Genomic DNA, 20,639 nt, shown 5'->3' with positions numbered 1-20,639 from the left:
GGATGCGCAGCATGCAAGGAGAGGCCGCGCGGCGAGTCAGCGCGCCCTTATTCCAGCTTCGCCGTCGCCTGCTCGAGCGTCGCGTCAAATGCCATCTTGCGCGGCGCGGTCGGCGTCCATTGGTCCCATGTCGCGCTTAGGCTGCTGTTATTGGGATTTCCTGTCCTGACAAATGCCGCGATACTTTTCTGCATCAGGTTGGAAAGGGCCAGGCGTCCCGGCTCGTTGATCTTGGTCCAGCCGAAGCTGTTGAGGCTGAGGTTGAAATTGCCGAAGACAAAGGGCAGGTCCCCCGTGTGCCATGCGCCGTACACGTCATTCCACGGCGCGGGCTGCTTGTTCCACTTGAAGTTATAGGCGTAGATGGGAACCTTTGAATAATAGGCTGCATTCGTTGCCGCGCCGAGGTTCAGGAAAGCGGCGGTGGTGATGCTCGGCGCCGGACTGACGCGGTTTGCATTGTCGAATATGTAGGTGTTGTAGTTCGCCAGCGTGAGCGGCGTGACGATCGTGCCGTCGATGAGGTCTTCGAACCTGAGATTGCTTACTGTGCCCAGGTAGGTGCCGTTCATCCACTTGACCCGGGTATAGTCGTCGACCTTGAATGCCGATGAAAAGAGCTTGCCTTCCTCTGCGGTATTTCCAACCAATAACGGCACCTTGTTGAAATTACCGCTCGAAATGGCGGTCGTCACATTCGAAGGCATGACGGTGCCGTCCGCAATCGGTGCGACCGTAGCCCACAAGGTCGCGGTGCTTGAACCCGGTTCGAAGGTGCGCGAGCCGGTGCCCCACTTGCCTCCTGTCGGATCGACCTGGATATTGTAGAGATCGGCACTGGTCTTGGACATCAGATAGTTCTTGATCCACGCATTGCTCTGGGCGGCGCGATAGGCGTCGGCGGACGCCTTGTCGGTCGCGAGGCCATCCTTGATCAGCAGGGCATTGATAAAGGCGTTCGCCTTGTTGACGGCCGTTGCCGGCGGACTGGCGCTGACCCCGCCGCTGAGCGGAATGGCCTTTTGGAAGAGGCCCGCGGCAAGCGGCGAAACGATCAGCGCATTCACATTGGTCGCACCGGCGGACTGGCCCATGATCGTCACGTTGTTGGGGTCGCCGCCAAAGCTGGCGATGTTATCCTTCACGAACTTGAGCGATTGGATCAGGTCGAGCAGCGCGAAGTTGCCGGAATCGCGTAGAGGGTCGCCGGTGTTCAAGGCCGGATGGGACAGCCAGCCCATCACGCCAAGCCGATAGGCGACGGTGACGACAATGGCGTTCGCATTGTTGGCCAGGTTGCCGCCCAGGTAAATCGGGTCATGGGCAGCGCCGACCACATTGCTTCCGCCATGAATGAAGACGATGACGGGCAGCTTCGTTCCATCGTCGTTCAGCGGACGCCAGATGTTCAAGTTCAGGCAGTCTTCGGAACCGACCGGCTTGTAGAAAGTCTCCGAAATGGCACTGTAATCCTTGCCTTTGGGCGGCGGCCCGAACAGGCCGCCTATCTGCGTGCATGCGTCGGCAAAGTCCTTGGCCGACCTGATGCCTGTCCATGCATCGGGCGCCTGCGGCGGCTGCCAGCGGAGGTTGCCGACAGGTGGCTTGGCATAAGGAACGCCGAGCCAGGCCATCGTCTTGTCTTCCTGGCTTGCCACGCCTTCAACCAAGCCGAATTGCGTGGAGCGAACCTGGCTGTCGGCGCCGCTGCTGTCCGAGTCGGAATCGCTGCCACCGCATCCGCCAAACCCCAGGCTCAGGGTTGCGGCTGCAATCAGGGTCAGGGCGGTCTTGTGCTTTTTAAAGATAGTCATGTCTCACTCCTTTTTATATTGTGTGTGCCGGCGCGTTTCACTCGTCACCCGACATTCCTCGTCGCCATGCCGGGTTGCATGCAACATGCAGGCAGGTAATACACACTCTTTCTGATAGCTCGACCCGGGTCAATGTGAGTTTTGCACACAAAAAAGTGGATGCATGTATGAGAACCGGACAGCCTGCGGCTCGAAGGCCAGGCGAGCCCCCTGGTTCTGCCGGAAGCCATGCATGAGCCATGCAAAATCCGGCGGTAGGCAGCCCCCGTCAGCGTCGACATGGGGCAGGCGAATGGAATGCACTTCCTTCGCCTACACCTGTCCCCTAGCCAAATTTCGGCTCGACCGGGCTACCGTACTGTTCGCTCCCGTTCAGCGCCTTTGAAAGCTCGAGCTTGTATTGTTCCCAGCCAGACACCGGAACGGCTTCGCCGCGCCGGTCCTGGATATCCGGCAGCCGGGCACAGATCTGTGCGACCGGATCGTCGACATTACCGATAAACACGCCGCGCGTCATCGTGATGTTGGCAGTTTCAAAGCTGCCGGCGCCAGCAAGAAGAATGGTGCGGCTGGGCGCCTCCTCGCCGACAAGCGCCACCAGGCCCGGGCTTACTGCCGACGGTTCAAGCCGTGCAAGCGCTTCAGGCGCAAGCACGCCTTCCGTCATCGACGTCGCCGCGGTCGGGGCCAGGCAGTTGACCCGGATGTTGTACTTCATGCCTTCCAGTGCCAGCGTCTGCATCAGGCCGACGACCGCCATCTTGGCTGCGCTGTAGTTGGCTTGCCCGAAATTTCCGTAGAGGCCGGACGACGATGTCGTCATCACGATGCGGCCGTATTGCTGCGTCCGCATCTGCTCCCAGACCGCCTTGGTGCAATTGACCGAGCCCATCAGGTGGGTATCGAGGACGATGCGGAAGTCATCGAGCGTCATCTTGGAAAAGCTCTTGTCACGCAGGATGCCGGCATTGTTCACGAGGATGTCGACGCGACCCCATTCACCCATCGCCCTGGCCACCATCGCTTCCATCTGCGCGAAGTCAGTCACATCGCCGCCGTCGGCGATCGCCATGCCGCCATTGCGCACGATCTGGTCGGCGACAGCCCTTCCGGGCGACCCGGGGCCAGACCCCTTGAAATCGTTCACCATCACCCGGGCGCCATACCTGGCCAGCGCCAGCGCATGCGCATGCGCCCGCCCCAGTCCAGTCCCGGCACCGGTTACGATCGCAACCCGATCCGCCAAAAAATTCTTCATTCCCTCTCCTGCATGTTCGTTAACGTTATGGGTACCGTCGATCACTGCAACTGGGTTCCCTGCCCATCATGCGGCTAGTTCTCCACTGCCGGTATCGCCTGCGGCCGACGAAGTCAGAATGCGACTACGTCTTTCCCCTTGAGGCCCAGCATTGCCCGCGCCTCATCGGGCGTGGCAACTTCCAGCGACAGCTCGTCGAGTATGCGCCGTATCTTGCGGACCTGTTCCGCAGACGATTGCGCCAGTTGTCCCTTGCCGAGATAGAGGCTGTCTTCCAGGCCCACCCGCACATTCGACCCCATAACGGCGCCCATCGTCAGCAGGGACATCTGGTGCCGTCCTGCGCCCAGAACGGAGAAACGGTAATTGTCCCGGCCGAACAGGCGGTCCGCGGTCGTGCGCATCGTGAAGAGATTCTCGGGGTCCGCACCGAGGCCGCCGAGGATGCCGAAGATCGATTGAATGAACAGCGGACCGCTGACCAGGCCCTCATCCACAAAATGGGCAAGGTTGTAGAGATGACCGACGTCGTAGCATTCGAACTCGAAGCGGGTGCCGCAGTCGTCGCCCAGCACCTTCAAAATGTTCTTGATGTCGCGGAAGGTGTTGCGGAAGATCAGGTCCTCCATGCCCTCGACGTAAGGCTGTTCCCAGTCATGGTCCCAGTGCGCGATCTTGCGGGCAAGCGGATGGATAGAGAAGTTCATCGAACCCATGTTGAGCGAACACATCTCCGGCTTTGCGAGGAGGGGATAAGCCAGCCGTTCTTCCAGCGTCATGCGCGTGCTGCCGCCGGTGGTGATGTTGATGACCGCATCGGTCGCCGCCTTGATGCGCGGGACGAACTGGTCGAACACCTTGGGATCGGCCGTCGGGCGGCCATCGCGCGGGTCACGCGCATGCAGGTGGAGAATTGCAGCACCCGCTTCGGCCGCCTCGATCGCCTGCTGCGCAATCTGGTCCGGCGTCAGCGGCAGGTAGGGCGACATCGTCGGCGTATGCACCGAGCCCGTCACTGCGCATGAAATGATGACCTTGTCCTGAATCCTTGCCATGGCAACCTCTTTAAAATGCAGTCTGGGTAAATGTAGAAATGTCGGTAGCGATCAGACCGCCAGCCACTCGGCGAGCAGTTTTTCATTGGCGGCGAGTTCCTGCGGCGTGCCTTCGTAGACGATGCGGCCATGCCCCATCACGCAGACGCGGGTCGACACCTTGAGCGCGATGGCGAGCTTCTGCTCCACCAGCACCACCGAGACGCCCTTGGCATGCATGTCCCGGATGCATTCGCCGACCTGGGCGACGATCTTCGGCGCCAGTCCCTCGGTCGGCTCGTCGATCAGGATCACGAGCGGATTGCCCAGCAGGGAGCGGCATATGGTGAGCATCTGCTGCTCGCCGCCGGACAGGCTGCCGGCCTTGGTATTGCGACGCTCCTTGAGCCGTGGAAAATAGTCGAACATCTGCTCGGTGGACCATCGGTAAGCGCCATGCACGGCCGGCTGCTCGCCCATCCGCAGGTTCTCGTCGACCGTGAGGTTCGCGAAGGTCTCCCTTTCCTCGGGCACGAATGCGACGCCTGCCCGGCAGATGGCGTAGGGCCTGGCGCCGGCAAGCTCGCGGTCCTGCAGCCGGATGCTGCCGGCCGACGGCGGCACCAGGCCCATGATGGCCTTCATCGTGGTCGACCGTCCCGAGCCGTTGCGACCCAGCAGGCTGATGACTTCATTGCGCGCCACCCGGAAGCTCACGCCATGCAGGATGTGGCTCTTGCCGTAATGGGCATGCAGCCCATCGATGCTGAGCAGGGTGCCGGATTCAGCGCTCATTGGGCCAGCTCCTCGCCGAGATAGGCTTCCTTGACAGCCGCATTGCCGCGTATCTCCGCGGGCGTGCCGGTGGCGATCACTTCGCCATAGACCAGTACGCTGACGCGGTCGCTCAGTGAAAACACCACGTCCATGTCATGCTCGACGATCATCAGCGCGCGGCCCTTCGTCACTTCCTGGATGAGGGCAGCGGTGTACAGCGTTTCCTCATGCGACATGCCTGCCATCGGCTCATCCAGCAGGATCACCTTCGGATTGGAGGCAAGCGTCATTGCGATCTCGAGAGAGCGCTGCTCCGAATAGGCCATTTCGCCGGCGATCGTTGTCGCCTTCGCTTTCAGGCGCACCAGCTCCAGCAGCTTGTCCGTCTCTTCCCGTATGCGCCGGTCCCGGTCGATCAGCTTCCAGAACACATACTGCATCCGGTGCTGCCCCATCACTGCGAGCCGGATGTTCTCGAATACGCTCAGCCTGGGAAAGATATTGGTGATCTGGAAGGACCTGGCCAGGCCCAGCCGGTTGACGGCTTCCGGCGACTTGCCGCCGATCCGCTGCCCGTCGAAAATGATGTCGCCGGATGTCGGCGTCAGGTTGCCCGAGATGAGGTGAAACAGCGTCGACTTGCCGGCCCCGTTCGGGCCGATCACCGCGTGCCGCTCCGATGGCAGCAGGTCCAGCTCGACGCCGCGCATGATCTCTGCCGAACCGAATGACTTGCGCAGCTTGCGTATGCTGAGTATGGGCTGGCTCATGCGATGCCCTCCTTGGTGTTGATGGCCGGCACGTCGGTCGCGATGCCTTCCTCGGCGAGCCGCTCGTATCGTTTCACGCGGTGGCGGCTGAACCAGGCGAGGATGCCGCCGGTCAGGAGCAGGCCGGCCGGCACCAGCCAGGTGGCCGCCGCTGCCGGCAACCAGGCACGCCCGAACAGCGTGATGGCAGGCAGGGCCGCGCCCGGGTTGAGTTTTGCGAGAGAGCGGTAATCCTGCGAGAAGACCCGCTGCAGCATTTCGATCAGGAATGCGCCGCCAGCGCTCAGCAGCAGGGCCGCGGCGACCGTGAGCGCTACCAGCGGGATCACACGCGCCAGGCCCATGCGCCGCCGCATCTGGTTGACGGTGCCGAACAGTCCCATCAGCCCCGACGGCACGTACATCATTACCAGCACGAACAGGATGCCCTGGTAGAGCAGCCACGACCGCGTCATGTCCGATACGGCATAGCCGAAAAAGGTCATGATCGCCGCGCCGAAAGCCGGTCCCAGGAAAACCTTGACGCCGCCGATGTAGGTATTGAGCACCACCGCTGCCGACAGGCCCGGATCGAACACCACGTAATTGGCCGACTCGTTGCTTACGACCTGCAGTGCGCCGGCGACGCCGGAAAACATGGCGGAAATCGCAAACACCATGGTGCCCAGGCCATGCACGTTATAGCCGAGGAAGCGAAGCCGGTGACTGTTCTCGCGCAGCCCGTAGGTCAGCCGGCCCATGGGCGTACGCGTATAGGCGTACAGCAGCGCCAGAGAGAGCAGCACCCATGCCAGGGTCAGGTAATACACCTGCGTCGTAGAGCCGAAATCCAGGCCCCAGGCGGGCATCCGCATGGTCGAGACGCCGGCCTCGCCCCCGAACAGCCCTTTCAGATGCGGCGCCAGGGAGTGGACGAGTTCCGCGATGGCCAGGGTGATCATTGCGAAGTAGGTGCCGATGCGCCTGGTGGCGAACACGCCGGCAATGGCGCCGAAGAGCAGGCCGCCTGCGGCGCCCGCCAGCGGCAGCAGCGGCGTGGGCAGCAGGCCTGCGCCGCCGATGGCATTCATTGCATGCACGGTGGCGAATGCGCCGACGCCGAAGTACGCGGCATGGCCGAACGACAGCATGCCGGCCTGGCCGCACAGCAGGTTATAGGCGCAGGCGAACAGTGCGGCGATCAGCATCTGGATCGCTGCATTGACCAGCCCCTGGGAAAGCAGGAAGGGCAGCGCCAGCAGCAAGGCAATACCGACAGAGAGGGAAGTCAGGCAGGTTTTCATCGCATCACGCTTTCTCGCCCAGGAGTCCGCTTGGCTTTATCAGGAGGACCAGGAGCATCAGTGCAAAGGGCAGGGTGGCGGACAGGCTGGACAGCTTCAGCGTCATCAGGCCGCCGATGCCGCGCGCCCAGTCGCCGGCCCCGAACAGCGCCAGCAAGTCTGCCAGGCTGCTGTCTATCCCCACCGCCAGCGACGTGATGACGCCGATAAGCAGGGAAGCCAGCATCGCGCCGCCGAGCGAGCCGAGTCCGCCGACGACCACGACCACGAACACCATCACGCCAAGTTCCAGCGCCATGTTGGGATTGGTCGTGTAGAACGCGCCGGCGACTGCGCCGGCAAGCCCGGCCAATGCGGCGCCGACGCCGAATACCCCCATAAAGACCAGCGGCACATTGTGTCCGAGCGCCTCGGCCATCCGCGGCTTGTAGATCGCGGAGCGGACCACGATGCCGACCCGCGTGCGGGTGAGCAGCAGGTAGATGACGATGAACATCGCGATGGCCACGCCGCCCATCAGCAACCGGTAGGCCGGATACTGCGAACCGCCGAGGCTGAATGCCGAAAAGTCCAGCGATGGCGGCACGCGATAGTCCACCGGGAAATTGCCGAAGAACAGCTTGATCAGCTCGGCGATGATGAACGATAGTCCGAAGGTCAGCAGCAGTTCATGCGCATGGCCATGGTGATGAACGCGCCGCAGGAAGAATCGCTCGACCACGACCCCGACCAGGCCCACGAGGAGGGGCGACAGCAGGATGGCGGCCCAGAATCCGATCACGTCCTGCAGCGTGTACGCAAAGTAGGCGCCAAGCATATAGAACGAGGCATGCGCGAAGTTGAGCACGCCCATCATGCCGAAAATGAGGGTCAGGCCGGCCGATACCATGAACAGCAGCAGGCCGTAGATGACGCCGTTCAGCAATGAGACAACAATAGTGTCCATGGGTCTCCTTTGCCCGGCCGGCGGCAAAGCCGGCCGGGCTCAAGTCCTGTTTATTTTTTCCAGCCTTCGAACGGACGGACGTCAGTTCAACCAGGTCGCTTCATCGAGCAGCTTGCCTGCACCGGGGCCGCCGCCTCTTCCGCCGTGAAGCGTTTGACCGGCTTGAAACCCATGTCGGTGCCATCGACCTTGAGCTTGGCGTCCCTGGTGACCGTCGACACCACGATGGGCAGCAGCACCTGGTGATCGGCCGCGCGCATCGACATCTCGCCCATCGGCGTCGCGATCCTGGACGTTTCCAATGCCTTGGCAAAGCTGTTGACATTCAGCGAGCCTGCCTCGGGCTTGGTACGCTTCAATGCGTCCGCCACCATGGCCATGCCATACACGGTCTGCGGCTCGATGAATACCGGCGCATGGCCGGTCTTTGCCTGGTAATCGGCGACGAAGCGCTCGCCGTCCGCCGCGCCGGCTTCGGCATTGAAGGTGTGCGCGACGAAATGGCCGAGGGCCAGGTCGCCCGCATTGGCCAGGTTGCCGGGCTGGTCGAGGAACACGGTCCCGAACCGGACTTTCAATCCGGCTGCTTTCGAGGCCTTCATCAGCAGCAGCAGGTCGTTCGACCAGTTCCCGGTCAGCACCGCATCGGCCTTGGAAGCGCTGATCTTTGTGACATAGGGCGCGAAGTCCTGCACCTTGTTGACGTCATGCAGCGTCTTTTCGACCACCTGGTAGCCGCCCGCGGCCGCGTTGTCCTCGATGGCCTTTTCCATGTCCTGGCCCCAGGAGTAATTCTGGTTGATCGAGTAGACCTTCGTTCCCAGCGCATTGGCCTGCTTCATTGCCGTGACCAGCGCCTTGGTGCGGACCTGCGCATTGCCGCTGAAGCGGAAGTGATGGAAACTGCACTTTTCGCCGGTCAGTTCCAGCGCTTCCGCGCCGACATTGATATAGACCATTTCCCTGCCGGGATTGCGCAGGTTGTGCTTGCGTATGTCTTCGGTAATCTGTCCGCCCACGGCCGACGAGGCACCCTGCACGATGATCTGCACGCCATCCGCGGCTGCTGCCTTGAGCTTGTCGGCGGCGCCCGCCGGGCCGCCCTGGTTATCGTATTCGAGCAGCTGGACCGGCTGGCCGTTCCAGCCGCCGGCGGCATTGATCTGGTCAACCGCATACCGGACGGCCGTACGATAGGACTGGCCGGACGACGCCTGCGGGCCTGAAAGCGTTTCGAGGACGCCGACCTTGACCGGTGCGGCGGCGGCGATGCCTGTCATCAGGCAAAGGGCCGGAACGATCGCAATGCCAAAGTTTTTGCGGTGGTGCATCGAAGTCTCCATTATTAAAATTTTAAAAACCGAAGGGGAAGCGTTATTGCGTGCTGCAATCAAAGGTATTCGACGTTCCCGTCGACGCTGATCGCCTGGCCCGTCACATTGCGAGCGGCCGGCGAACTGAGGAAGAGGGCCATCGCCGCAACGTCGTCCAGCGTGACCATGCGGCGCAGGGAAATCTTGCGCAGGTACTCGTCGCGCATGGCCTCGACCGACATGCCGGTCGCCGCGGCGCGGGCGCTGATGACGCGGCTCATCCGATCGCCTTCCACGACCCCGGGCAGGATTGCATTGGCGCGGATGCCATGCGGGCCCAGTTCGATCGCGAGGGACTTGACCATTCCCACGATGGCCCATTTGGTCGATGCGTACGGCGTGCGGAATGCATAGCCGAGCCGCCCGGCGACGGAACTCATTGCGATGAGGCAGGGGCTGCCGGTCGATTGCCTCAGCATGGGCACCGCCCGCTGGGCGAAATAAAATTGGCTGTTGAGATTCACTGCAACCGTGCGTTCCCAGTCGCCGCGTTCGATGTCCTGTATCGCGCCGGTGGGTCCGGCAATGCCGACATTGTTGACGAGGACGTCGAGCCCGCCGAGGTTGGCCTGGACATCGTCGAACACCATGTCGACTTCCCTGGGCACGGAAGCGTCCGCCATGCTCACGCTGATACCGGATACGTCGGCGCTCAGGCGGTTGAGCGCCGCCCGGTCGATATCGCAGACATGCACCCGGGCGCCGGTTTCATGGAAGGCGCGGGCAACCGCGGCGCCGATGCCCGACGCGCCGGCTGTCACGAGAACACGCAGGCCGGGTCTGGGTTGAAGTAGTGCAGCGATGCTCATGATGGCCTTTCCTGGAAGCGGGTCTCGTACGTCGGCGGCGCACGCTCCGCAGCCAGGTGCCTGGTCCGCATGGACTGCCGATGCTGTGCATGGCTTGCAGTGTCCTGGATCGGCGTCTTCAAAACTATATGGACACCGCACACATTCAGGCCGAATGGAGTGTGATAAGTACACCTACCCCCACCGGATAAATTAAAATAGCCTGTCACGGATCGTGGCGGCGACCATGTGGCATGACCCATGGACCATGGGCAGATAGAGCCACGGACCGATCGGCTAGCCTGTCCGGCAGGCTGGACCAGAAACCGAATAACAAGTAATTGCGAGGCAGGAGAGACGCTACGCGGCAAGCCTGAGCGCACGCAGGCTTCATGGAACGGCGAACCATGCGCCGCCAGCGCGGCGCAGCGCCTGCCGACGATGAGCGGCACAGATGAATCAGACAGCGCAACACATCATTTCCGACCTGATCGGCCTCCTGCATCGGGACGCCTCTCCCGAGGAATTCGCCGTCAGGCTCGCCCAGGCTGAATCGCTACAGGCCGACCCCGGAACGAATGCCGGCACCGTCGAGCTGGTGCGCATGGCGATGGCCATCCGGAACCGGCTCGAGTCCCAGCAGCAGAACGAGCAGGGCATGCTGGCGGTCGTGGAGTCGGCCAAGGACCTGTCCAGCCGCCTCGACCTGACCGAGCTGCTGCGCGCCATCGTTACCCGCGCACGCAACCTGCTTGGCGCGCAGCTGACCTGGCTGACGGTGTACGACGCCGAGAACGACAAGTTCCGCGTGCTCGTCAGCGATGGCGCCATCTCGGGAAGCACCACGCAGATGACAGTGGGCCGCGACCTTGGGGTCGCAGGCGTCGTCATGACGACGCGGCTGCCGTTTTCGACCGCCGATTACCTGCAGGACAAGCGCTTCCCGCATGACAGCCTGCTCGACGACACCTTCCGCGGCGAAGGCATCGAGGCGCTGGTCGGCGTGCCCCTGCTGTATGACGACGAGGTTACCGGTCTGTTGTTCGTGGCTGACCGCTACCACCGGACCCATACCGCCCTGAACATTTCGATACTGTCCACGCTCGCGACGCATGCCGCGGTGGCGATCAACAACGCCAAGGCGTTTGAACGGGCAAACGCGGCCTTCCAGAATGCCGAACTGGCGCGGGCGCAGCTGGAACGGCATGCGCGCAATGTGCAGAGCGCAGCCGAAGCGCACGAGCAGCTGACCTCCCTGCTGGCCAAGGGCGCGTCTCTCGGCACGATCTGCCTGTCCGTTGCGCAGCTGCTGGGGGGCAGCGTGATCGTCATCGATGAAGCTTCGCAGGTGATCAGCCGCGCGACGGCGCCCGGCTATACTGGGACCGCGGCCGATGGGTACGCGCCGCATGCCGCGCACAGCGGCGCGATCCGGCAGGCGCTGCGCGAGAGCCGGCTGGGCGGACGCTCGGTCATTGCATATACGCAGGATGGCGAGCTGTGCAGGGTCATCGCGGTCATCGCGGGCAATGAAGTGCTGGGCGCGGTGCTGCTCTATCGTTTCGATGAACTCGATGAGACCGCCGTACGCACCTTCGAGCGGAGTTCAGGCATCATCGGCATCGTGCTCCTGTCGCAGGAGAGAATGGAAGCGACCAGGAACCGCGACGTTTCCATGCTGCTGCGCACGCTGGTGTCGCCGAGGCAGGACGAGCCGGCGCTGACGTCGGACCGTGCCGAACGTTTCGGGCTGGACCTGACGCAGCCGATCTCGCTGATGCTGGTCGAGATCGACGACCTGAAGCCGGCCTTCATTGCGCGCCGCCTGCGCGCCCATCCGCCGTTTTCGGAGATCCTCCTCGACGAGGTCGACGGCGCACTGGTCATCGTCTGCGGCGCGACCAGGGCCCAGGACATCCTGGCCGAATTGACGTCCAGGGCGGAACGCGAGTTCGGCGGCAAATACCGTGGCGTCATGTCGAGGCCAGTGAAGGCGGCTGCGGAAATCCCGGCGCTGTACGGGACGCTGAGGCGGGCGCTGCTGGTGCTGGGCCGCATCGGCATCCACGGGAAGATCGTCGCCCAGGATGAACTGGCGCTGTATTCGGTGCTGTTTGAAACCTATGACCAGGCAAGTCTCAAGACCTTCCTGAATGCGTCGATAGGCGAGCTGATCGCCCACGACCAGCGGCGGGGCGCCGATCTCACGAATACCCTGCTGAGCTATTTCGACAGCAACCAGAACGCGACGACCACTGCCGCGCGACTGGGAATACATGTCAACACGGTCAGGCAACGGCTCGCCGCCATCGAAGAACTGCTCGGTTATTGGGGCAGCCCGAACCGGGCGCTCGAGATCCATGTCGCATTGCGCCTGTGGAGCCTGAGCATGCGCGGCGCGTGACGGCGGATTGCGCTCGTCTCGCCGCATGAATGCAGCGACTTCGCCGCCGGCGAAGTCGCTGGTTGGCGGCCCGATCGGCGCCGGGCCGTGGACTCAGTTGACGCAGGAGAATGACGATGCGAGATTCACGTCGCCGGCGCCGTTATACCTGGGCCATTTCGGATAGTCGCAGAGCGGCCGGGTGCGGCCTGCCACGCCTGCGGTATCCATGACGACCTGGTTGTCGGGAGGTGCGCTTTTCTCGACCCAGTTCTCGAGCGTCGTCAGCGAGTCCCATGCGGCATTGAACACGGTGCTGACCGCATGTCCAAGGCCGGCCACTTCATAGTAGCGGGCAAACTTGTCGACTTCCGCCGGACCCATCTGGCTTTGCAGGCGCTGGTAATACTCCTCCGTCGCACGGGTGCTGACCAGCACGTCGACCAGCCCATGCGCCAGCAGCAGCTTGCCTCCCTTGGCGGCAAACGGCGCAAGGTCCACCCTGGTATCGAGCTGCGTGCTCAGTTCGCTGATCCGGCCTGCCCATGGCCCCGGATTCGCGGGATCGAGCGTCAGCGAATCGAAATTGGGGTCGCGTGTCACCGAATACTTGATCCACTGGTCCAGCAGGACGCCGGCATAGGGAGCGGTCCGGGGCATCGGCGTTGCCGGCGCCGACGTTCCCAGCGCAAGGAAGGTCACGGTCGGCTGCAGCGGCGAAGGATTGGTCGTTATGCCGAGATCGGCGCCCCATATGTTAACGCCCGAGTAATGGTCCTCGCCGCTGGCGAGCGAAAAGTTGAAGCGGATGTCGGTGGTAAGGAGTTTCAATGCGTTGATCTGCACGTCCGACAGGCAGCTGTCGCCGGTGTCGACCCCGCCTGCGCAGCGCAGCGGATTGCCGTTGTAGACCGCCGTCGATGGATCGAAGAGCGCGTTGCAGCGCTGCTGGTTGCTGATCAGGCCGTCCGCCACGCCGTCCAGGCTATCGCATGCCGCCATGGAAGCGTTGTACAGCAGCGCCCGCTTGGCCGGGCTCGGATAGGCGCCGGGCTGCGCCAGCGTGCGGCTCAGGCGCTGCCCTGCGAGCAGGGCGGCCGCGTCATTCCAGGCCGGATACCAGGAAATGGCGCCGTCCCAGTCGGCTGGCCAGTGGGTGATCGCCGCCAGCGCCTCGCGCCCGCCGGTCGAGCCGCCGGCAAAATAGGCCTTCTGGACCTTGTCGACCGCATATCTCATCTTGGTCAGGTAGATCGCGGCGTCGCGGGTTTTCTTGATCGCCTCGCCGCCGAAGTTCCGGACGGCTTCCTCATTGAGCGCGAACGAACCGTCCTGCGAGCCAAGCGCATTGGCCTGATGGCCCGAGTCGCTGGCAAAGGTCGCGTAGCCGCGGCCGATGGGCGTGGGCTGGTTGGTCGGACCGTTCGGCACATTTCCCGTGACGTTCGGGACGCTGCCGTCGAATCCGCCGCCGCCGAACATCAGCGCCTTGCTGTTCCATGCAGTTGGCAGCGCGAGCCTGAACTGGATATTCGGCGCCGTCTTGTCGACTGGCAGGATTGCGCCAGAAACCAGGCAGTGTTCCGGTACGGCGCTTGCGCCGGTGCCGCTGGCGCTCACCACGGTCGCCGTGTTGACTGCCCCGCCCGAGGTCGGCAAACCGATGGCCGACGCCGGGATGGCGGCGCCGACCAGCTGCGCGCATGCTACCGGGCTGACCGTAGGCGTCGCCGGGGAGGAGGGCGTGCCTGTTCCCGTGCCGCCGGCGCTGGTTCCACCGTCCGCGACCGTGTCGTTTCCACCGCCGCCGCATCCGGCGAGCGCCACTGCCAACACGGACGCACAACCCAGCGCCTGCGCAACTCTTGCGTTTTTCATACTGTCTCCTGTTATTGGTTTCTACTGTCCGGACGGCATGAGGCGGCGGCAGCCGCGCGCTTTGTGGCGACAGTAAAGGTCAGCCGTTATTGCCGCCAATTAAATTACCTCTCCCTGATTCTAGTGGCGCCAGTCCAGGCATCAATGTGCAAGGGGCACATAGAAACATGGGGATTAACGTCATCCGCTGACATTTCCATCCTGAAGTTTTAGACAGGGAGCACGGCGGGAGCCAATGCCGGAGCCTCCGGCAACATCAACCTGGGCCAGGTTTTGATTTTACATAAGGTAAATTATGAATTATTTTTCGCTGCAGCAACATCTGGAACTTACCGATGCATTGGTGCGACCATTTGCAGCGTTTAAATCCGCCGCCGCCGTTTAGCCTATCCGCGATTGCTGCTTATCATGGAATACATTTTCTGTGCTTGCCGGCGCGTTAACTTACGCTACGCTAGCTAATTCCAGCCACCAGGAGACAGCCATGGATGACAACAGCCAGTGGAAAACCGAGGAATACCATCATCACGACATGCACGTGCTCGCCCGGCGACGCCCGGTCGAGAACCCGGATCTCCCGGGACATGGCGACCAGTGGGATTTCACCGTCAAGGTGACCTCGCGCGGCGCAGGCCCGGACGCGGCCGATGCGGAAACCGTCAGGTCGGACCCGAATGTCTTCTATTCGACGCAGGCAATCGCGGAGAACATGGGCTTTCTCAAGGGACGGGAAATCATCGAGGGGCGTGCACAGGACGGCGCCGGCGGCGCCGTCGCCGACGGCCAGACGCTCTAACTGCCCGCTCCCGATCCGCCGGCCATGCCGGCAGCGCCGGCAAACCTCATGACGCCGGTCCTGGCCGGCGCGAGCGCACCAGGGCCAAGGCCGCCAGGCCGATAGATAGGATAGCGATCGACCCCGGTTCCGGGATCTCGTTCGTGTCGGGCTTCAGGCTGAAGCGCAGGTTGTCAATGGCGACCGCAGTCGTCGATCCGGGCGTCACGCGGAGTTCCAGCCTGTCGATGAATGCGCCCGGACCGGGCTGCCGGGTCGCGAAGCCGCCCGTCGCAGTGTCGGCAAACGAAAACTGCTCCTGGTTGCGCAGCAATCCGCGGATTTGCAGGCTGCCGCCTTGCCGGTCCGGCCCCAGCGCACCGATGTCATAGCCGTCAAGCGTGAAGGAACGGCCGCTGGTGGTGTCGGTGCTGAATATCGCCGGTCCTGCCGGGGCGTTGGGAAAGGGACCGATGGCAACCGGGAACCCGACCAGCGCGCTTGGCGGGTTGCCCGTATCCGGGGACAGGATGAAATTCCAGAAGAAGGCATAGCCCATTCCTGCCTCGGTGTAGTCCACCCCTGCCCTGAATTCTGCGGACTTGTTTTCGAAAGTGACGACGCCGGCCGATGCCGTCAATGGCGCAAGGCTCGCAGCGGCCGCAAGGCCGACGGCGGCAACCAGCCATTTCGAGGAAGCATGCGCCGTCAGTTTTCTAGAATCGGAAAGTCGTTTCATCATGATATGGATGGGTTGTGCTACCGGCACGCGATTGCCGCTCCTGGCAGCTTAATCCCGCAATTCGCCCGCCTGATGATGTGTGCCAAACGGGCGAATCAAAATTGAGCGGGCCATCCACATCCCGGCGCCAGTCGAGCCGGGCATTGCCCGCTCTATCGCGGATGCGCCGATAAATGGCTTATGATGGTGCGGCGCCCGCGGCCCCAGCAGGCATGGAAGATGCATGCGTGATGCCGTTACATGCATTCGCCTGTTCCTGACGATGTCCAACCTTGCCATGAGTATATCGATGACGAATCAAGCTTCTTCCATTGCCAGGCCACGACCGGCCGCCCACCGACTTCTCGCTTCCATTCTCGCGGGCGCCGTCGTCGCGATGCTCGCGCCGGTTGCCCATGCGGCCTTCCCGGACAAGCCGGTTCACCTGATCCTGTCCTTCCCGCCGGCCGGCGCCACCGACATCCTCGCCCGCGGGATCGGCCAGAAAATGTCCGAGGCGCTCGGCCAGCCTGTCATTGTCGAAAACCGTCCGGGCGCCGGCGGCAATATCGGCCTGATCGCTGCGGCCCGTGCGCCGGCCGACGGCTACACGATCTACCTCGGCGCGGTGACCAATGCGGCCATCGCCGCCGCGGCCTACTCGCCGCAGCCGGCGCACCTGGTCAAGGACTTCACGCCGGTCGCAGGCGTGGCGACCGTGCCGCATATCCTGGTCGTGCCCGCCATGTCGCCGGCGCAAACGGTTCCCGAGCTGATCGCGACGCTCAAGGCCGCGCCCGGCAAATACAATTTCGCGTCGCAAGGCGCCGGCACCCTGTCGCACCTCGAGTCCGAGCTGTTCAAGATAAAGACCGGCGTGGACGTGCTGCATGTGCCTTACAAGGGGAGTTCCCAGGCCCTGCCCGACCTGATGGCCGGCACCGCCGCGATGATGTTCGACAGCATTCCCGCTTCGATGCCGCAAGTGAAATCCGGCCGGCTCAGGGTCCTGGCCGTTGCGTCCGGAAAGCGCGTGAGTTCGCTGCCCGACGTGCCCACCGTGCAGGAAGCCGGCGTGCCTGGCTTCGAAGCCAACAACCTGTTCGGCTTCATGGTGCCCAAGGGCACGCCAGCCGCCGCGGTCAAGACCCTGGCCGGCGCGATCGAAACCGCGCTTGCCGCGCCCGGCATGCGCCAGACGATGGAAGCGCAGGGCGTGGAGCTGAAGTTCACAGCTGCGGATGAATTCGGCAAGATGGTCGGCCAGGAGTTTGCCACCTGGCGCCAGGTGGTCGAGGCCGCGAAGGTCAAGCTGGACTAAGCCCGGCGGGCGGCCGCGATGCAGGGACGGCCGATGCATGCCAGCCGCCCTTCCCCCTGCTTTCCCGGCGCGCCCGGGACGGCGTCATGAAACCTTGATCGTGCGGCCGCTGCTGCCGGCGCGCTTCGGCACCCGCACCGTCAGCACGCCGCCCTCGTAGCTCGCCAACGCCCTGTCCGACTCCACGCTGCGGGGAAGCGTGAAGGTGCGGTGGAACGCGCCGTAGGCCCGCTCCATCATGTGATAGGTGCTGCCCTTGGTCACATGCTCCATGTGCTTTTCGCCGCTGATGCGCATCATGTTGTCTTCGATGACGATCTCGAAATCGGACTTCTGCAAGCCTGGCGCCTCGACGCGCACCACCACTTCGTCCGCGGTCTCCTCGATTTCGCTGGACAGCAGGCTCCAGCGCGGGAAGTCCAGCGCGCCCTCCTCCTGCCTGCCCTTGTCATGCTGCCGCTCGAAGCGCGTCAGCGCATTGTTGCTGCGGCTCAGCAGTTCGCGCCAGCCCTCGGAAAGGCTTTCCCACGCACGGCCCAGTTCGCGTTCGATGTGACGGCCGGCCTGTTTCAGGCTTTCAAGCATGTTGCTCTCCTTGTTTTATCCCTGCCTGCCCAGGGTTCGCCCCGGCCTCGGCAAGATAATGCTTCACGAAATCCAGCGACGACACGACGCCGACGAGTTCCTGGCCGCGCATGACCAGCAGGTGATGTACCTGCCGCTCCAGCATCAGCTTCGCGACCTGGGCAATGCTCGCGTCCGGCGCCACCGACAGCGGCTTGTAGGTGCAGATCTGCCACGCCGTCAGCTCATCCATGTCGCCGCCGCTGCTCTTGAAATGAAGGACGTCGCTGGCGCTGATGATGCCCAGCGCCGGACCGCCCGGGCCTTCACAGACGGGAACGAAGGACAGTTTATGGCGCGCCAGCACGTCGGCCACCGTGGTCAGCGTGTCGTCGGCCCTGACTGTGATCGCGGGCGCTGTCATCAGCAAGGAAATCGGTGTATTCATCATGCGTCCTTCAGCATTGGCGTTGGCGTCAGCGGCTGCGCGGCGCCAGCCCCAGTTCCTGCTCGGCCGTGAGCAGCCTGCGGATGGTGCGTATCACCGAGTCGGGATTGAGGCTGATGGAATCGATGCGCTGCGTGACCAGCCATGCGGCCATCTCCGGGTAGTCGGACGGCGCCTGGCCGCAGATGCCGACATGCCGGCCATTGCGCTTACCGCCTTCGATGGTCCGACGTATCATTTCCTGCACGCCCGGGTCGCGCTCGTCGAAGTCGAACGCGACCATGTCGGAATCCCGGTCGACGCCCAGCATGAGCTGCGTCAGGTCGTTGGAACCGATTGAAAACCCGTCGAACAGCGCTGCGAAAGCGTCGATCTGGATCACGTTATTCGGGATCTCGCACATCACATAGATCTCGAGGCCATTCTCGCCGCGCGCAAGGCCAAGTCCCGCCATGGTGTCCAGCACTGCCTGCGCTTCCGGTATGCGCCGGCAGAACGGGATCATCAGCCTGACATTGGTCAGTCCCATTTCCTCGCGCACCCGCTTCATTGCGCGGCATTCCAGCGCGAAGCCTTCCGCGTAGGCAGGATGCGCATAGCGGGCCGCGCCGCGAAACCCGATCATCGGGTTGGCCTCGTGCGGTTCGAACCAGCGGCCGCCCAGCAGGCTGGCGTATTCATTGGTCTTGAAGTCGGACATGCGCACGATCACGGGCTTCGGGAAGAAGGCAGCCGCGATGGTCGCCACGCCTTCCGACAGGCGTTCGATGAAGTAGTCCGACCCGCTGGGCCACGGGCTGACCATCCTGCGCAGCTGCTCGCGCTCGGCCGCGTCCTCGACCCGCTCCGGGTGGATCAGCGCCATCGGATGCGCGCGGATATGCTCGGCGACGATGAACTCCAGCCTCGCCAGGCCCACGCCATCGTTCGGGATGAAGCTGGTCTGGAAGGCAATGTCAGGGTTGCCGATGTTGACCATGATGTGCGTCTGCGGCATCGGCAGCGCCGACAGGTCGGTGCTCGTCCGCGTGTAGGGCAGCCGGCCCGCGTAGACATGGCCGGTGTCGCCTTCGGCGCAGGACACGGTGATGTCATCGCCGGTCCTGATCTTCTCGGTGGCGTCGTCGCAGCCGACCACCGCCGGAATGCCGAGCTCGCGCGCGACGATGGCTGCATGGCAGGTGCGGCCGCCCCGGTTGGTCACGACGCCGGCGGCCTGCTTCATGATCGTGCCCCAGTCGGGCATCGTGGTGTCCGCGACCAGGATCTCGCCCGGACGGAAACGGTCGAGCTGGGCGACATCGGTGATCACATGCGCGCGGCCCGACACGATGCGCTGGCCGACCGCGCGTCCGCGCGCCAGCAGCTCGGCCTTGCCATCGATTGCGTATTCCTCCAGCACCGCCAGCGACTTGCGCGAGGCGACCGTTTCCGGACGCGCCTGCACCATGTACAGCAGACCGTCCAGGCCGTCCTTCGCCCATTCGATATCCATCGGCATCGGGTGGCCGGCGCGCTTGCTGTAATGCGCTTCGATGCGCACGACCGCGTCGGCGATCTGCAGGACCTCGTCGTCGGACAGGCAGAACCGGCCCTGGTCCTGTCGCGGCGTCGGCACGTTGCGCGTGGTGTCGCGCCCGGCCGAGCGCGCATAGACCATTTTGATTTCCTTGCCGCCCAGCGAGCGGCGCAATACGGCGCGCCGGCCCGCCTGCAGCGTCGGCTTGAACACATAGAACTCGTCCGGATCCACGGTGCCCTGCACGACGTTCTCGCCGAGGCCGTAGGCGCCGTTGATCAGCACCACGTCGCGGAATCCGCTCTCGGTGTCGAGCGAGAACGCGACGCCGCTCGACGCGAGATCGGAGCGCACCATCTTCATGATGCCCGCGGACAGCAGGACCTTGAAATGGTCGAAGCCGTTCTCGATCCGGTACATGATGGCCCGTTCCTTGAACAGGCTCGCATAGCAGCGCCGCACCGCATCCAGCACCCTGGCTTCGCCGGCGATATTGAGGTAGGTCTCATGCTGGCCGGCAAAGCTGGCCGTGGGCAGGTCTTCCGCCGTCGCCGAACTGCGTATGGCGACCGTCAGCTGCTCGCCGTACTCGCCGACCAGCCTGCGATACGCGTCGCTGATCTGCGCCGCCAGGTCCGCAGGCAATTCGGCGCCATAAATAATCTCACGCGCCAGGCCGGCCCGCCGCGTCAGGTCGTTGACATCGGACGGGTCGAGGCCGTCGAGCGCAGCCTGCAGCCTTTGCCATGCGCCACCCTGCGCAAGCGTGTAGCGGTAGGCGTCGGCGGTGACAGCGAAACCGTTGGGGACGCGGATGCCCTGCCCCTCCAGCTCGCGGTACATTTCGCCGAGAGAAGCATTCTTGCCGCCCACCAGCGATACATCGGCAGTGCCGAGTTCGGAAAACCACCGGATGAATCGGGTGTCGCCGCTCATTGATCGCTCCCTCGGACAGCGCCGGCCAGATGCCACCGGCGCCGCCATGCA

The 20,639-nt window shown here is 63.6% G+C and carries 17 protein-coding genes; 3 read left to right on the top strand and 14 right to left on the bottom strand.

The genetic code is table 11. From position 1 onward, the window contains the following. Positions 1-47: 47 nt before the first annotated feature. The 9 genes from QOL82_RS22605 to QOL82_RS22565 form a co-directional block, all read right to left on the bottom strand. Positions 48-1,814 (bottom strand): carboxylesterase/lipase family protein, encoded by a 1,767-nt coding sequence (locus QOL82_RS22605; RefSeq protein WP_283444581.1) that lies wholly within the window; start codon positions 1,812-1,814, stop codon positions 48-50. A gap of 325 nt (positions 1,815-2,139) precedes the next feature. Beyond that, positions 2,140-3,072, bottom strand: a complete 933-nt coding sequence (locus QOL82_RS22600) for an SDR family NAD(P)-dependent oxidoreductase (RefSeq protein ID WP_283444580.1) — start codon at positions 3,070-3,072, stop codon at positions 2,140-2,142. Positions 3,073-3,185: 113 nt separating this feature from the next. Next, the gene (gene kce, locus QOL82_RS22595) at positions 3,186-4,127 is read right to left on the bottom strand and encodes a 3,5-dioxohexanoate:acetyl-CoA acetone transferase (protein ID WP_283444579.1); all 942 of its coding nucleotides are present in this window, start codon (positions 4,125-4,127) and stop codon (positions 3,186-3,188) included. Between the two features lie 51 nt (positions 4,128-4,178). After that, a complete protein-coding gene (locus QOL82_RS22590; protein ID WP_283444578.1) occupies positions 4,179-4,901 on the bottom strand; it encodes an ABC transporter ATP-binding protein in 723 nt (240 codons plus the stop codon). Beyond that, positions 4,898-5,653: an ABC transporter ATP-binding protein gene (locus QOL82_RS22585; protein WP_283444577.1), complete on the bottom strand. Its 756-nt coding sequence runs from the start codon at positions 5,651-5,653 to the stop codon at positions 4,898-4,900. The genes QOL82_RS22590 and QOL82_RS22585 overlap by 4 nt, the downstream gene beginning before the upstream one ends. Continuing rightward, on the bottom strand, positions 5,650-6,936 hold the full coding sequence (locus tag QOL82_RS22580; RefSeq protein ID WP_283444576.1) for a branched-chain amino acid ABC transporter permease: 1,287 nt from the start codon (positions 6,934-6,936) through the stop codon (positions 5,650-5,652). Before QOL82_RS22580 ends, QOL82_RS22585 begins: the two co-directional genes overlap by 4 nt. Positions 6,937-6,940: 4 nt before the next feature. After that, the gene (locus QOL82_RS22575; RefSeq protein WP_283444575.1) at positions 6,941-7,882 is read right to left on the bottom strand and encodes a branched-chain amino acid ABC transporter permease; all 942 of its coding nucleotides are present in this window, start codon (positions 7,880-7,882) and stop codon (positions 6,941-6,943) included. Between the two features lie 86 nt (positions 7,883-7,968). After that, positions 7,969-9,213 carry a branched-chain amino acid ABC transporter substrate-binding protein gene (locus tag QOL82_RS22570; RefSeq protein ID WP_283444574.1) on the bottom strand — a complete coding sequence of 415 codons (1,245 nt, stop codon included), beginning with the start codon at positions 9,211-9,213 and terminating at the stop codon, positions 7,969-7,971. 59 nt (positions 9,214-9,272) lie between these two features. Further along, a complete protein-coding gene (locus QOL82_RS22565; protein ID WP_283444573.1) occupies positions 9,273-10,064 on the bottom strand; it encodes an SDR family oxidoreductase in 792 nt (263 codons plus the stop codon). A gap of 433 nt (positions 10,065-10,497) precedes the next feature. Here QOL82_RS22565 and QOL82_RS22560 point away from each other — a divergent pair, with 433 nt between their 5' ends. Next, on the top strand, positions 10,498-12,447 hold the full coding sequence (locus QOL82_RS22560) for a helix-turn-helix domain-containing protein (RefSeq protein ID WP_283444572.1): 1,950 nt from the start codon (positions 10,498-10,500) through the stop codon (positions 12,445-12,447). 93 nt (positions 12,448-12,540) lie between these two features. Here the strand turns inward: QOL82_RS22560 and QOL82_RS22555 are convergent, their stop codons facing one another. Next, complete coding sequence (locus QOL82_RS22555; RefSeq protein WP_283444571.1) at positions 12,541-14,304, bottom strand: tannase/feruloyl esterase family alpha/beta hydrolase; 1,764 nt, start codon at positions 14,302-14,304, stop codon at positions 12,541-12,543. A gap of 484 nt (positions 14,305-14,788) precedes the next feature. Between QOL82_RS22555 and QOL82_RS22550 the strand changes: the two genes are divergently transcribed. Next, the gene (locus QOL82_RS22550) at positions 14,789-15,100 is read left to right on the top strand and encodes a hypothetical protein (RefSeq protein WP_283444570.1); all 312 of its coding nucleotides are present in this window, start codon (positions 14,789-14,791) and stop codon (positions 15,098-15,100) included. Positions 15,101-15,146: 46 nt separating this feature from the next. Here the strand turns inward: QOL82_RS22550 and QOL82_RS22545 are convergent, their stop codons facing one another. Further along, positions 15,147-15,821 carry a PEP-CTERM sorting domain-containing protein gene (locus QOL82_RS22545; protein ID WP_283444569.1) on the bottom strand — a complete coding sequence of 225 codons (675 nt, stop codon included), beginning with the start codon at positions 15,819-15,821 and terminating at the stop codon, positions 15,147-15,149. A 289-nt stretch (positions 15,822-16,110) separates the two neighbouring features. On the opposite strand from QOL82_RS22545, the gene QOL82_RS22540 reads away from it, so the two are divergent. Beyond that, positions 16,111-17,121 carry a Bug family tripartite tricarboxylate transporter substrate binding protein gene (locus QOL82_RS22540; RefSeq protein WP_283444568.1) on the top strand — a complete coding sequence of 337 codons (1,011 nt, stop codon included), beginning with the start codon at positions 16,111-16,113 and terminating at the stop codon, positions 17,119-17,121. Positions 17,122-17,205: 84 nt separating this feature from the next. Here the strand turns inward: QOL82_RS22540 and QOL82_RS22535 are convergent, their stop codons facing one another. The 3 genes from QOL82_RS22535 to ppsA are packed head-to-tail and all read right to left on the bottom strand — an operon-like array spanning position 17,206 to position 20,588. Next, complete coding sequence (locus QOL82_RS22535) at positions 17,206-17,706, bottom strand: Hsp20/alpha crystallin family protein (protein ID WP_283444567.1); 501 nt, start codon at positions 17,704-17,706, stop codon at positions 17,206-17,208. After that, positions 17,699-18,136, bottom strand: a complete 438-nt coding sequence (locus QOL82_RS22530; protein ID WP_283444566.1) for a CBS domain-containing protein — start codon at positions 18,134-18,136, stop codon at positions 17,699-17,701. Before QOL82_RS22530 ends, QOL82_RS22535 begins: the two co-directional genes overlap by 8 nt. Before the next feature lie 25 nt (positions 18,137-18,161). After that, positions 18,162-20,588: a phosphoenolpyruvate synthase gene (gene ppsA, locus QOL82_RS22525; protein WP_283444565.1), complete on the bottom strand. Its 2,427-nt coding sequence runs from the start codon at positions 20,586-20,588 to the stop codon at positions 18,162-18,164. Positions 20,589-20,639 lie beyond the last annotated feature (51 nt).

The sequence above is a fragment of the Noviherbaspirillum suwonense genome (assembly GCF_900182955.1).
GTDB classification, from domain to species: domain Bacteria; phylum Pseudomonadota; class Gammaproteobacteria; order Burkholderiales; family Burkholderiaceae_D; genus Noviherbaspirillum_A; species Noviherbaspirillum_A suwonense.
Note: the sequence above shows the minus strand (reverse complement) of the source record. Positions and strands in the feature narration are given on the sequence as shown.